At 59.0% G+C, this 12,819-nt stretch carries 16 protein-coding genes and 1 tRNA gene; 9 read left to right on the top strand and 8 right to left on the bottom strand.

Features of this window, described 5'->3' with window-relative positions; all coding sequences use genetic code 11:
* Positions 1–69 precede the first annotated feature (69 nt).
* Positions 70–154: transfer RNA gene (locus FS767_RS05770), tRNA-Leu, on the top strand.
* Positions 155–213: 59 nt separating this feature from the next.
* On the opposite strand, the gene FS767_RS05765 is transcribed toward FS767_RS05770, so the two are convergent.
* Positions 214–405, bottom strand: a complete 192-nt coding sequence (locus FS767_RS05765) for a hypothetical protein (RefSeq protein ID WP_144964536.1) — start codon at positions 403–405, stop codon at positions 214–216.
* Between the two features lie 435 nt (positions 406–840).
* On the opposite strand from FS767_RS05765, the gene adhP reads away from it, so the two are divergent.
* Positions 841–1,851, top strand: a complete 1,011-nt coding sequence (gene adhP, locus FS767_RS05760; RefSeq protein WP_144964535.1) for an alcohol dehydrogenase AdhP — start codon at positions 841–843, stop codon at positions 1,849–1,851.
* 101 nt (positions 1,852–1,952) lie between these two features.
* Here the strand turns inward: adhP and FS767_RS05755 are convergent, their stop codons facing one another.
* The gene (locus tag FS767_RS05755) at positions 1,953–2,186 is read right to left on the bottom strand and encodes a hypothetical protein (RefSeq protein ID WP_144964534.1); all 234 of its coding nucleotides are present in this window, start codon (positions 2,184–2,186) and stop codon (positions 1,953–1,955) included.
* 365 nt (positions 2,187–2,551) lie between these two features.
* Here FS767_RS05755 and FS767_RS05750 point away from each other — a divergent pair, with 365 nt between their 5' ends.
* From FS767_RS05750 to FS767_RS05730, 5 genes are all read left to right on the top strand, one after another.
* Complete coding sequence (locus tag FS767_RS05750; RefSeq protein WP_144964533.1) at positions 2,552–2,773, top strand: hypothetical protein; 222 nt, start codon at positions 2,552–2,554, stop codon at positions 2,771–2,773.
* A 36-nt stretch (positions 2,774–2,809) separates the two neighbouring features.
* Positions 2,810–3,046 (top strand): hypothetical protein, encoded by a 237-nt coding sequence (locus tag FS767_RS05745; protein ID WP_144964532.1) that lies wholly within the window; start codon positions 2,810–2,812, stop codon positions 3,044–3,046.
* 129 nt (positions 3,047–3,175) lie between these two features.
* The gene (locus tag FS767_RS05740) at positions 3,176–4,162 is read left to right on the top strand and encodes a DUF1852 domain-containing protein (protein WP_144964531.1); all 987 of its coding nucleotides are present in this window, start codon (positions 3,176–3,178) and stop codon (positions 4,160–4,162) included.
* A 27-nt stretch (positions 4,163–4,189) separates the two neighbouring features.
* The gene (locus FS767_RS05735) at positions 4,190–5,230 is read left to right on the top strand and encodes a methionine synthase (protein WP_144964530.1); all 1,041 of its coding nucleotides are present in this window, start codon (positions 4,190–4,192) and stop codon (positions 5,228–5,230) included.
* A gap of 69 nt (positions 5,231–5,299) precedes the next feature.
* Positions 5,300–5,734: an N-acetyltransferase gene (locus FS767_RS05730; RefSeq protein WP_144964529.1), complete on the top strand. Its 435-nt coding sequence runs from the start codon at positions 5,300–5,302 to the stop codon at positions 5,732–5,734.
* Between the two features lie 123 nt (positions 5,735–5,857).
* Here FS767_RS05730 and hcnC read toward each other — a convergent pair whose 3' ends face one another.
* From hcnC to FS767_RS05700, 6 genes are all read right to left on the bottom strand, one after another.
* Positions 5,858–7,096, bottom strand: a complete 1,239-nt coding sequence (gene hcnC / locus FS767_RS05725) for a cyanide-forming glycine dehydrogenase subunit HcnC (RefSeq protein WP_144964528.1) — start codon at positions 7,094–7,096, stop codon at positions 5,858–5,860.
* 1 nt (position 7,097) lies between these two features.
* Positions 7,098–8,492, bottom strand: a complete 1,395-nt coding sequence (gene hcnB / locus FS767_RS05720; protein ID WP_144964527.1) for a cyanide-forming glycine dehydrogenase subunit HcnB — start codon at positions 8,490–8,492, stop codon at positions 7,098–7,100.
* Positions 8,489–8,794, bottom strand: a complete 306-nt coding sequence (locus tag FS767_RS05715) for a (2Fe-2S)-binding protein (protein WP_144964526.1) — start codon at positions 8,792–8,794, stop codon at positions 8,489–8,491. The genes hcnB and FS767_RS05715 overlap by 4 nt, the downstream gene beginning before the upstream one ends.
* A 213-nt stretch (positions 8,795–9,007) precedes the next feature.
* Positions 9,008–9,703, bottom strand: coding sequence for a lipopolysaccharide kinase InaA family protein (locus FS767_RS05710; RefSeq protein ID WP_144964525.1), 696 nt, complete (start codon positions 9,701–9,703; stop codon positions 9,008–9,010).
* Between the two features lie 206 nt (positions 9,704–9,909).
* The gene (gene umuC / locus FS767_RS05705) at positions 9,910–11,184 is read right to left on the bottom strand and encodes a translesion error-prone DNA polymerase V subunit UmuC (RefSeq protein ID WP_144964524.1); all 1,275 of its coding nucleotides are present in this window, start codon (positions 11,182–11,184) and stop codon (positions 9,910–9,912) included.
* Positions 11,174–11,602, bottom strand: a complete 429-nt coding sequence (locus FS767_RS05700; protein ID WP_144964523.1) for a LexA family transcriptional regulator — start codon at positions 11,600–11,602, stop codon at positions 11,174–11,176. The genes umuC and FS767_RS05700 overlap by 11 nt, the downstream gene beginning before the upstream one ends.
* A gap of 103 nt (positions 11,603–11,705) precedes the next feature.
* On the opposite strand from FS767_RS05700, the gene FS767_RS05695 reads away from it, so the two are divergent.
* The gene (locus tag FS767_RS05695; protein WP_144964522.1) at positions 11,706–12,425 is read left to right on the top strand and encodes an SOS response-associated peptidase family protein; all 720 of its coding nucleotides are present in this window, start codon (positions 11,706–11,708) and stop codon (positions 12,423–12,425) included.
* Positions 12,426–12,547: 122 nt separating this feature from the next.
* Positions 12,548–12,793, top strand: coding sequence for an entry exclusion lipoprotein TrbK (gene trbK, locus FS767_RS05690; protein ID WP_058637826.1), 246 nt, complete (start codon positions 12,548–12,550; stop codon positions 12,791–12,793).
* Positions 12,794–12,819 lie beyond the last annotated feature (26 nt).

Here is a 12,819-nt window from a genome sequence, read left to right as displayed (position 1 = left end):
ATAAAGCCGCCTTGATTGCACAGCCCTTCTGTCTGAAGCGAGCCGGCCACCCGTGGCCCTTTCAAACGTGCGAGTGTGGTGGAATTGGTATACACAGCAGACTTAAAATCTGTCGGCGTGAGCCTTGCGGGTTCGAGTCCCGCCACTCGCACCACATCCTGAAGAAGGCGCCCAGGGCGCCTTTTTTGCTGCCTGCCTTTTGCTGGCCTGCCATTACTCATCATCGCAGTCGTCGAACCACGCAGGATGATTGCGCTCGTCCTCTTCGAGCTCCTCAAACGACGACTCCTCGATCTCGTCTTGCGCCCCGTGAGCATCCGGCTCGAACGCGTCTCGTTCGTCATGAAAAAACTCATGATCCAGCAAGTGATCATGTTCAGGTTCGTGCAGTTCGTCGTCGTGCATATGGGCCTCAATTCAAGTGGCACGCTTGTATAGGCTCAACTGCCTCTGAGGTCAACGCCGCAGTGACTTAATCCCAGGTTAATTCCATGCGTCCAACGTAGCGGCTCTCCCTTCAAAACGTTCTTGGCCCGCTGGTTCCTGGCGGGCGTTTTTTTGTCGGTCGGTCAGCAGGGCCTGCCACTGCCGTCTCGTACATTTTCTTGGCGCCCGACGCATCCATCACCTTCCCTTCACGAAATGATGACATTCACCTTGGCAATCTGAACCTGCTCCGTATGTTCTTGCAGCCCGCCGCATTCTTGCCGCGGGCTTTTCTTTTTGTCCCCGCCCTCCACGCCCCTGCCTTTCTATGACCTGCGGCAGTTTTCCACTTGCACGCTGGCGCTATTGTGCGTGGGCTATTTTCAAGTCAACCGGATAGACACGGAGGTTCGCATGAAAGCTGCTGTCGTAGCCCCAGGCGGTCGCGTTGAGGTGGTCGAAAAATGTATTCGCCCACTCGAATACGGCGAGGCGCTGTTGAAAATGCAGTGTTGCGGCGTTTGCCACACTGACTTGCACGTCAAGAACGGCGACTTCGGCGATAAGACGGGTGTTGTGCTGGGCCATGAAGGCATTGGCGTGGTGCAGCAAGTCGGTCCTGGCGTAACGTCCCTCAAACCAGGCGACCGCGCCAGCGTGGCCTGGTTTTATGAGGGCTGCGGTCACTGCGAGTATTGCACCAGCGGCAATGAGACGCTGTGCCGACAGGTCAAGAACGCCGGTTACACCGTAGACGGTGGCATGGCCGAAGCCTGCATCGTCAAGGCCGACTACTCGGTAAAGGTACCGGAGGGGCTAGGGTCCGCCGAGGCCAGCAGCATTACCTGCGCAGGCGTGACGACTTACAAGGCAGTAAAGACATCCAATATTCGTCCCGGCCAATGGATCGCGATCTACGGGCTTGGCGGGCTGGGCAACCTGGCACTGCAATACGCCAAGAATGTCTTCAATGCCAAGGTCATTGCGGTCGATGTCAACGACGAACAACTGCGCTTTGCGACTGAAATGGGTGCCGATCTTGCCATCAACCCTTCCAGCCAGGATGCCGCGAAGGTCATCCAGGCACAGACCGGTGGCGCCCATGCCGCTGTGGTTACCGCCGTGGCCAAGGGCGCTTTCGATTCGGCCGTTGACGCGCTGCGTGCCGGTGGGCGACTGGTTGCGGTAGGGCTACCATCGGAAGCGATGAACCTGAACATCCCCCGCCTCGTACTTGATGGCATTGAGGTCATCGGTTCGCTGGTGGGTACGCGCCAGGACCTGCAAGAGGCCTTTCAATTTGCTGCCGAAGGCAAGGTGGTGCCAAAAGTCAGCCTGCGTCCCATCGAGGACATCAACCAGATTTTCGAAGAGATGCTCGATGGGCGCATCAAGGGCCGAATGGTGATTCAGTTCGAGGGTTGAACCAGGGGCACTTCACTCAAGCTCTGCGCAATAGGCAGCGGCCCTGTCCGTCAGGGTCGCAGGCCACTGCGGTGGCGGTTGTAGACTGATGAGCGCCGCGCTCAACGGCCATGACTTCGAACCGCATAGGCTGACGTGGTGGCTTTACGGCTGCGCCCCTCGTATACCCACACTTGAGATACTGGCAGCTGTGCCATGACCTCGGCATCCTCCGCTTCGGTATGCGGCTTCTTACCTGTGTCCTTGGCCTTTACACACGCCTGCACACGCTCACGCTCGTCCGATGCCGCCTTGAGCATCTTGTTCAAAGATTCGACCATGCTGGAATAGTCCATTGCCTGACTCCTTTGCGGAAGGTGTTCACCTGATGAGCCTGATCATAGCGAGCCAACCTTTCAGAAACTGGCAACGCAAAACGCAATAAATCGTGGGTCTCTTACTTGATGACCCCTACTGCCGCGCGAGGTTCAGCCAAAGCGATCAACAGGTACCTTGAGACTAGCAGCCCTTGCTGTGTTTATCTGTCTCGACATCACATCAGCCCTGGTCTACCCCGGCCTCGAACAGCTATCAGGTCTGTTACGTTCGTCGGAGAAGGTCACCAAGGGCCACATATTGCGCTCTACTTAGACAGGCATCCCCGTTTCCGGTCCAGCATCCACGGAACGTGGACGTCTCTGATTCAACAGGAGTCATTGTCATGACAGAAGAAGAAGCGCGCGATGTTGTAGAACGAATCCAACATGAACTCAGCCACCAGGCGCGGGTTGCTACGCGCATTGAAATACATGATTTGGGCCTGTGGGCGCGTCTGGAGAAGGCGCACTTCACAACAAGCACTCACGGCAACCTGTTGTTCGAAAAACCGGTCGTAATTGTACCCAAGTGTGATGCGTCCTACACCATCCTCTACACCTGTTGAGCCCACTCATTCAACCGTTCAATACAGGAGTCTCGGATGAGTATCCGTAGTCTTACGAGGAACCTGCCTGCCGATCCTTACAATCCAGGGTGGGTACTGGGGTGGGGCGTATTGAGAGACCGTCATCCGTGGCACTTTGTCGACGTTTACGCTGATCAGCGTACGGCCTATATCGAAGCCCAGCGCCGAGGGACGGGGTATGTGGTGGAATATGGCGCTCATCGCCTGGGCTCGAACGAATTTGTCTGTGGTGTCAGCCTTCCTGAAGGCTGACACGTGCGCCTGGCTTCATGAGCAGTCTTGATCCTGTGCTGAAATCAATTCAGTAGGGACACGTGTGCGCTCACTCTAAGATGGTCCCACCTTTACAGGGACAGACTCGACGAGTGGACCTCAATACTCATGACGCCTCAGGACATTACCTACTCGCTCAAACGCACGCGCTTTGACGAACATTATTGCCCGTGCCAAAACACGCGGCTGACCACTAACTTTGCCAACCTGGCCAGGGGTTCACGCCGCGAACAGAACCTTCGCCAAACACTGGACATGATCAATAATCGCTTCAACGCGCTGGCGCACTGGGATAACCCTGCCGGTGACCGCTACACCGTGGAACTGGACATCGTATCGGTGCACATGCGTTTCACAGCCGGGGACACGAATACGCCGCTGCCCTTGATCGAAATACTGTCCACTACGGTGATCGATCATCATGCAGGCAAGCATTTACCGGGTGTAGTCGGCAACAACTTTTCGTCCTACGTGCGCGATTACGATTTCAGTATCGTGCTGCCCGCCTATAACACTCATCGCCCGAACTTCAGTGCCCCTGCCGATTTTGGAGCGCTCCACGGCAAACTTTTCAAAGGGTTTGTGGGCTCAACCGTTTACCAGCAAAACTTCATCAAGCCGCCGGTCATTTGCCTGAGCGTGTCAAGTAGCAGAACCTATGAGCGCACGGGGCATTATCACCCCGTATTAGGGTACGAATACCGGCAAGACGAATATTCTTTGACCGATGCGTATTTCCAGAAAATGGGCTTGCGTGTTCGTTATTTCATGCCTGCCGGCAACAGGGCGCCGCTGGCCTTGTACTTTTCCGGCGACTTGCTCAATGACTACACCCCCTTGGAGCTGATCAGCAGCCTGAGCACGATGGAGACTTTTCAGAAAATCTATCGCCCCGAGATTTATAACGCCAATGCAACGGCTGGCGCCACCTATCAGCCCAGCTTGCAACACGAAGACTACTCCTTGACGCGCATTGTTTACGACCGTGAAGAGCGCAGCCGTTTGGCCATTGAACAAGGAAAGTTTGCTGAAGCCCACTTCATCAAGCCTTATCACACGCTGCTCGAACAATGGTCTGCACACTTCGCAGACTGATCGCCTCCTCGCACAAGGTCGAATTTCATGAACAAATTGCTTCCCACCTCTACCGCTGGCAGCCTGCCCAAGCCGACCTGGCTCGCTCAGCCCGAAACCCTCTGGTCGCCTTGGAAACTGCACGGCGATGCCCTGCTAGAAGGCAAGCAGGACGCACTGTGCCTGGCGCTGCAGGAGCAGTCGAGCGCTGGGATAGACATCGTCAGTGACGGCGAACAGACGCGCCAACATTTCGTGACCACCTTTATCGAACACTTGAGCGGCGTGGACTTCGAGAATCGGCAGACTGTACGCATCCGTGATCGCTACGACGCCAGCGTCCCGACAGTGGTGGGTACGGTCGCCAGGCGCAAGTCAGTGTTCGTCGACGATGCCAGGTTCCTGCGTAAGCAGACTCGACAGCCCATCAAGTGGGCGCTCCCAGGGCCCATGACCATGATCGACACGCTGTACGACAGCCACTACAAGAGTCGCGAGAAGCTCGCGTGGGAGTTTGCCGTACTGCTCAACCAGGAAGCCAGAGAGTTGGAAGCTGCGGGTGTCGACATCATCCAGTTCGACGAGCCCGCCTTCAACGTGTTCTTCGATGAAGTGAACGACTGGGGCATTGCCACGCTCGAGCGGGCACTGGAAGGCCTCAAGTGCGAGACAGCCGTGCATATCTGCTACGGCTACGGGATCAAGGCCAACACTGACTGGAAGAAAACGTTGGGTGCCGAGTGGCGCCAGTATGAAAAGGCATTTCCCAAACTCCAGAAATCCAGCATCGACATCGTGTCGTTGGAATGCCAGAACTCGCGCGTGCCCATGGACCTTATCGAGTTGATCCGCGGCAAGAAAGTCATGGTCGGCGCAATCGATGTGGCCACGCACACTGTCGAAACACCCGAGGCCGTTGCCGATACGTTGCGCAAGGCGCTGGCATTCGTAGACGCCGACAAGCTCTACCCCTGCACCAATTGCGGCATGGCGCCCCTGCCCCGCTCGGTTGCACAGGGCAAGTTGCGGGCTCTGAGTGCGGGTGCTGCAATCGTGCGGCAGGAATTGTCCGGTGCACAGCAACGATAAGCGCACGTCAGCTTGCATTTGACGTTTGGGTCGCTTAGGGTCCTGCGGCGTCAAACAGGAGGTCATGACATGCTACGCCCCTATGTTTTGCCGGATACCGGTGCGGTGCTGCAGATCTGGCTCGATGCGTCAGTCCAAGCTCACCACTTCGTGCCTCGCGCCTTCTGGGAGGGCCAGCTCGAAGCGATGCGGACCGTCTACCTGCCCGCCTCAGAGACGTTCGTTTTCGAGCGGCACGCAACCGTCGAGGGCTTCATTTCCCTGCTCGGGGAAACGGTAGCTGCGCTGTTCGTCGCACCTGCGTCACAAGGCATGGGCATTGGTAGCCGCCTGCTCGAATACGCCAAGCAGCGCTCGGCGCGCCTGGAACTGAAGGTGTACAGCGCTAATGAAAGCGCGGTCGCGTTCTACCAACGCTCGGGCTTTTCAATCGTGGCCAGCGGCAAGGATGAACACACCGGTGCCACTGAGCTGACCCTTCAGTGGCTGGCGGCGACGCCTTGAATCAATGGCTTGTGCCCTACTGCCTGCCGCACCCTTTGCCATGGCTAAATCGATCAGCACATCTTGATGCATTGCCTGAGGCACAGCCTGGCGAGCGGCTTTCACACGGCCCGCCAGGCCCTCTCATGCCGGCATCGCCACCTTGCTGAACCGCTCCGCCAGAAACGGGGTGATGTCCAATGGCAACGCCTCCTCGTGGATCACCTTGTCCAGCATTACCCCCGTGATCGCCGAGGTCAGCACCCCGGTGCGGAAATGCCCGCAGGCGTTGAAGTAACCCTGCATGTCATCCACGGGCCCGAGGATGGGTAGCTCATCGGGCGAGCCTGGCCGCAGGCCGGCCCAGGTACGCTTGAGGTTGACCTGTTCGAGTGCCGGCACGCAGCGTATGGCGCCCTGGACCAAGCTGCTTATCTCCGGGAAGGTCGTGGTGACATCGAAGCCTTTCTCCTCGGTGGTGCTCCCGATGAGAATCTCCCCATTGTCCTTCTGCGCCATGTAGCAGTCACTGGTGGTGATGCAGCCATCAAGCAGCTTGGGTAGGCGCTCGGTCAATACGATCTGCCCCTTGACGGGTTTGACGGGGATGGAGGTGCCCGTGGCCCACTCGCTCAATTCGGCGGCCCAGGCGCCGGCAGCATTGATCAGTGTGTCGCAGTGGAAGTCACCGGCCTGTTTGGTACGAACTCCTTTGATACGTCCGCCTTGGTGCAACACGTCGGTGACACGCGTATTGAGATACAGATCGACGCCATTTTGCCGCGCGCCTTCCATGTACGCGTCGCCCAGGCGAAACGGGCTGAGCTGGTGGTCGCAGAGAAACTCCAGCGCACCGTGCGCGCTTTCGGTGATCGATGGCTCCGCCTTGCGCAGTGCCTGGCGGTCAAGCCAACGGATCTGCGACTGCAGGTGAGGGATGTGCTTGACGATGTGCTCGGCGTAAAGCTGATCTTCATCGTCCTGGATCACGTACTTGAGCCCAGTGCGCTCGAACTTGAAGTCCATCCCGTGGCGCTCGATCAACTCCTGGTGCAGTTGCGGGTAAAGCGCGTTGGACTGCAGCGCCAGATCGAAGAAGCATTGCGGCAGGATATGCGGTGTGCTCGAGTCCACGGCCACCGCCGCGCCGTGGGCCTGGCGCTTGGCCTGGGAAGACAGCATGCGAAAGAAAATCACCCCACAGCCCAGGCCCACCGATTCGCCGATGGCCCACAGCCCACCTGCCGAGGCACGCGTGGCATTGCCGGGGCGCTTGTCGTCGATCAGGGCGATGCGCAGGTTGCCGCGCTTGGACAGCTGGTACGCGCAAGACGCGCCAATTACACCGGCACCGGCAATCACAATGTCATAGGTCTTGTTCATGTCAGGCCTCCGTGCCCACGTGCTTGAATGCCGAAAACGGTACCGGGTCTACTGGGAATCGAGGACGCAACCAACCTACGTCAGCGCGGCCAGTGGCGGCGCGCAGTCGATCGCTGCAATAGCCCACGCACATGCGCCCCTGACAATCCCCCATGCTCACCCGCGTGCGCATCTTCAGCCCGGCCATGTCTTGAACCCCCTGCTCCAATGCCAGATCGATGGCGTCGCGCGTCACCTGCTCACAGCGGCAAATCACTGTGTCAGCCTGTGGCAACTCGACCTGCGCTGGCCCCCGCGCGGTATAGCGCTCGACGCCGGAGCGGAAACGCTTGATGCCTGCCAATTGGCCCAGGTAACGCTCGCGCCGTTCAATGGCCTGCGCAGCGTTCAGCACGCCACGCTGCTGCAGAATTGACACAGCTGCGATACGCCCGGTCAGCATGGCCGCCTCCCCTCCGCGGATGCCGGCCATGTCGCCTGCCAGATGAATATGTTCCAGGCTGCTTTGCTGCCATGCGTTGCACTCGGCGCGCAGATAGCCATCGGCGCTGTAGCCATGGGCAAGGCCCAATTGCTGGCTGAGCTGCGTACGCGGAATGAAGCCGTAGCCTACCGCCAGCGTCTGCACCGACTCGCGGCGCATCTGGGTCATGTCCGCCCTCCAGGCATCGTCGTAGGGCGCCACGCTGACTTCGGCCAACTCACCTTCGCCCCGCGCCTGGACCACGCCCCAGCCGTAGTGCATGGGAATGCCGTGCAACTTCAGGTAGGCCAGCATGCTCAGGCCGTCGAGGAACAGCTGGGGCTTGTTCATCAGCGCCAGGCTCTGGCGCGCGATACGGTTGAACGCACAGGCCTCGTACACCCCCGCCACCTTGGCACCGGCGGCGTGCAACTGGCAGGCAACCAACGGCAGTAGCGGGCCTGTGCCAGCGATCAGAGTCGTGCCCAGTGGCTTGACCACGTTACTTTTAATCTGTAGTTGCAACCCGCCGAGCAGAATGACGCCCGGCAGGGTCCAGCCTGGAAACGGCACATTGCGTTCATGGCAACCGGCTGCCAGGATCAGCTGCTCGAAGGCCAGCGGCTGCAACTGCTCCTGCTCGTCGAGCACTACCAAGCTACGGTCATCACCGCCCACGACACGGCTATTGAGCCGCAGGTCGATAGACTGCGCACGGGCGGCGAAGTCGGTGTGAAGTTTACTCAGGGCTTTGCTGTAGCGAGCGCCCAGGTAGCCCAGGTCGACACCTGCGCGCAGCGGGCCACGATAGACCACCCCGCCGGGGCGCGATGCCTCGTCGATCAGCGTGCAGCGTATGCCGGCGTCTGCCAGCTCGATGGCGGCAGCCATTCCCGCCGAACCCCCTCCGACAATCACTGGATGCCCACTCATACCCGCGCCTCCCCGACAATCGCATTGACCCGGGTCTCAATGCGCATGCCAGCCCGCACCAGCGTCTGACAGGCGCGCCGCTTGGGGCGTCCATCGATAGCGACCAGACAGCAATGGCACACCCCCATGCCGCAGAAGGCGCCACTGACCTGGCCATGGTCGTTGAGGGCGAGCTGACGCACGCCCACGGCATTGAGCACACTCAGAACTGTTTCGCCAGGGGCGGCAGTCACGGCCTTGCCGTTGATGGAGAGGGGGATTTGTTCAGCTGGGAGTGGCTGTATATCGAGGGTTCGTTCCATGGAATGTCGTCTGCCTTCCGTGATTGAAAGACAGACAGACTACGGGAGGCGTCAGGCCGAAAAATTGACCTGGGACCAGGTTTTACAGCTTTTTTCAGGCCCTTCTCGAGCGCTGTAAGCGACCCCGCCCCGCGCTGAGGAACGTCTGTAAGCGAAGTCACCTTCTGCCAGTGGAATCAACGCTTCGGAGCCCCTGACACTTCTAACATGGCGTCAGAGAAATCGCTCCACATCCATGCCGAACACTTGCCGATACCCCCTGCAAAACGCCTCCCATTCGGTCGTTGCCCAGTCAGACCTGCGCTTGACCTGTCGTAAGTCGTGACGGCTAGCTTTCATCGCGGTCAGCCGCTGCCTGGCCTTTTCGAAATCCAGCAGCGCGATCTTGATGCCAGACTCGTCGAAGGCGACGAACACATGCTTCAAATACAGGCAACCATGCTGCCAACGCCCGAGATTCAGCGTGGCCAGCGCACGCCCATACGCCTCGAGAATGTCGTGGTGTAGCTTGGGCTCGATGGTCTTGTCCAAGCCCTGGAGGTAGAAGTCTTCAAGCGATACATAACCATCCAGCCCTGCCGTGACCATCACCGCTCGCCACTCACCGTCCTGCTTGTGGACGTCACTGTGCAGCAGTAACGGCGTAGCGACGCCCAGCGCTGCAGCGGCGCGCAGCGCCTTGGCCTCGCGGGCCACCGTCGGATAGCCGAACGGGTGGACCAGGCTGCGGTAGATATGGCCGACCTGCTGCTTCTTGTAGAACGTGAAGCCGTCGAGCTCGACCTTCAATACACCGCTCTCGCCGCCCCTGCGGACATTTGGCGGCTCCACCCACACCCCAGGAGCACTCAGAATGGCCTGCACCGGTGGATGAGAAGCCTCAAGGCCAGACGCGCTAACGTGTTTCATTAAAACCTACTGAATATTGAGCCACACTGCGGCAAGGGGCGAAATATATCAGTCAAATCTGAAAGAAAGCGATTATTGCGACACGGCGTTGATCGTTTTTTACAGGCATGAACGGACAAAACTGCGGGCGCAATCGCCATTGTCAGACAATCCGGCAACCATAAGCTTCAGCCGCGCCAGTTTGCCGATGTCGAGCCGCCTCCCGCTCAACCCCTGATAGTCCATAGCTGATCGATTCGGGTGGTGTAGGACTGGCTCATCATCTCCCGTTTCATGCCCCAGTCCGGTGCGGCTGGCACGCTGGCCGCACGGACCGTCCCCCTGCCCCAACGCTCATTGATACTGTCCATTACTTCCATGAGCCGATCACAGGCTGCCGATTGCCTGGGGGCGAACAAGTCACCCGAAAATTCACCCGGCTGACGCAGGTCCATCAGCAACACCTCCGCCTTGCTGTAACGAAGCCCCGGCCGGAAGATCCGCTCCACGGCATCGGTAGCCAATCGGGTCAGCAGCAGCGTGTCGCAGGTCGGATAGGGGAGCTCCACCCATGCGCCTTGGGCATGGTGCACTTCGTTCGGGTTGAACATGCCCGTGCGGATGCTCACCCGCATGCGCTTGCACACCGACCCCTGGGCCCTGAGCTTCTCGGCAGCACGGCCGACATAGGTGGCCACCGCCTGCTTGATCGGCGCCAGCTCGCTAAGGCGCATGCCGAACATTCGGCTGCTGCAGATTTCCTGCTTGGGCGGCTCGACATCGTCCAGTTCCAGGCAAGGAGTGCCTGCCAGTTCCCTGGCCGTTTTTTCCACCACCACGTTGAAGCGCTGCCGTAACGTCCAGGCATCGGCGCGGGCCAGATCCATTGCCGTACGAATGCCCATGGCCTCCAGGTGCGCGGTCATCTTGCGCCCGATGCCCCACACCTCCTTGACCGCGGTATTGCGCAGCACCCAGTCCCGTTTGACCGGGTCGGTGATGTCTACCACGCCGCCAGTGTGATTCTGCAGCCGCTTGGCAGTGTGGTTGGCCAGCTTGGCCAGGGTTTTGGTGCGTGCGATACCCACACCCACAGGAATGCCAGTGCACTGGGCGATGCGCAAGCGCAGCCGGTGCCCGAACCGCGTCAGGTCCTGACCCATGCCAGTGAGCTCAGCAAAACATTCGTCGATGCTGTAGACCTCGGTAGCAGGCACCATCGATTCGATCAGCGTCATCACCCGCTCGCTCATGTCGCCATACAACGCGTAATTGCTACTGAATGCCACGACACCGTGCCGGCGGAGTTTTTCCCGCGCCTGAAAATAAGGCTCGCCCATTTTCACGAATGGCTTGGCGTCATAGGACCGGGCAATGACGCAACCGTCGTTGTTGCTCAGCACTACGATCGGCGTCTTCGCCAGATCGGGCCGGAATACGCGCTCACAGCTGGCGTAGAACGCGTTGCAGTCGATCAGCGCAAATATCGGCTCACTGTGCATGGTCGCGGACGCTATAGCGCACCACGCCCCAAATGAGCAGATCATCGCCCTCCATGACATAGCGCGGCGGGTAGGCTCGGTTCTCGGACTTCAAGATCACCACACCGTCACGTCGGTGCAGGCGTTTGCACACCGGCTCACTGTTGATGGCCGCAATCACGATATCCCCGTGCTCGGCCTCGCGCCCTCGGTCCACCACCACGATGTCGCCCGAATAGATGCCAGCGCCTTGCATGCTGTCACCCTCCACTTTCACCAGATACACATGCGGTGCGCGGATGTCGAATAACTCATCAAGGGATATGTGGCCTTCAAGATGATCCGCGGCAGGCGATGGAAAACCGGCCGGAACGTAGTACGAATAAATCGGGAGTGGTTCAGAGCTGCCACATGGCGCGCCCAGGAAGGTGATGGTCATGAGAGAAAGTCCAATGCAAACTGTATGCATATACAGTTAAACTGGCATCGGCGAATGGGTCAATCCTGAACGTGTGAATTTCTGACGGACGAGAGGTGGATACATGTGCGGACGCTACTCGATCTACGAGTCGATGGATCACTACTTGCGACAACTGGCGCTGGATCTGGTCGTGATCAACGGCTATGACCATGAACCGATCGATCGCTATAACGTGGCGCCCTCTACTCGTGTCGAAGTTATACGCCAGGCTGAGGATGGCCTGCATGTAGACAACGTGAAGTGGGGATGGTCGCCTCACTGGGCCAAAGGCAAGCGACTCGACCCCATCAATGCCCGGGCCGAAACCGTAACCACTGGCAAGTTCTTCAAGAGTCTGTGGCCACATGCACGAGCGCTCGCCCCCGCCAATGGCTGGTTTGAATGGCTGCCAGATGCGCAAAACCCCAAGCGCAAGCAACCCTACTACATCACCAGTGCCGACGGTGCACCGCTCTACTTTGCCGCGCTTGCCGAAGTTCACCAGACCCTTGAACCGGACGAGCGCGATGGTTTCGTGATCATCACGGCAGCCGCTGACCAAGGCTTGATCGATATTCATGACCGAAAGCCCCTGGTGTTGGCACCGCACCTTGCCAGGGAGTGGTTGGACCCTGCCACTTCCGCGCAGCGCGCCGAGGCGATCGTGGCGGCAGGCTGCCGTCCGGCCACTGACTTTCGCTGGCATCCGGTCGACAAGGCCGTTGGCAATGTTCGTAATCAGGGTGCGCAACTGATAAGGCCGATTGCCAAAGAGAGCAGGCAGGGTGATCTCGAGTTTTGAATAGAACGTCATGCGGGGGTGTGCGAGCCAATAACACAGCTAGCGTGATAGTCTGCGCACCCGCAGGCTGGGTAGCAAACAGCTTGCACGCACTTTGAAAGAGACCGACGAAGGATTACGTCATGGACCGCAAACGCTCCCACCTCCTCCCGCTTGTTGGGTTGATTACCCTGCTGGCAGGCTGCACCGAAGAAAAAGTGCCCGAGCCAACGGCAGACAACTGTGGCCCGCAGCTGTACGAAAAAAACCTTGCCAGTTTGTCAAAGGAAGCCAACCGCAAGGAATTCATTGCCAACTGCGAGAGCTTCCTGGCAGCGAAGAAAATGACGGAATGGAAGTTCGAGAAAAGTCCAAAGGGCAAGTACTGATCGGCTGGCCCAGGTGATTGCGGATC

Source organism: Pseudomonas sp. DE0010, from assembly GCF_007680745.1.
Taxonomy (GTDB): Bacteria; Pseudomonadota; Gammaproteobacteria; order Pseudomonadales; family Pseudomonadaceae; genus Aquipseudomonas; species Aquipseudomonas parafulva_B.
This window is presented reverse-complemented; position numbering and strand designations above follow the sequence as displayed.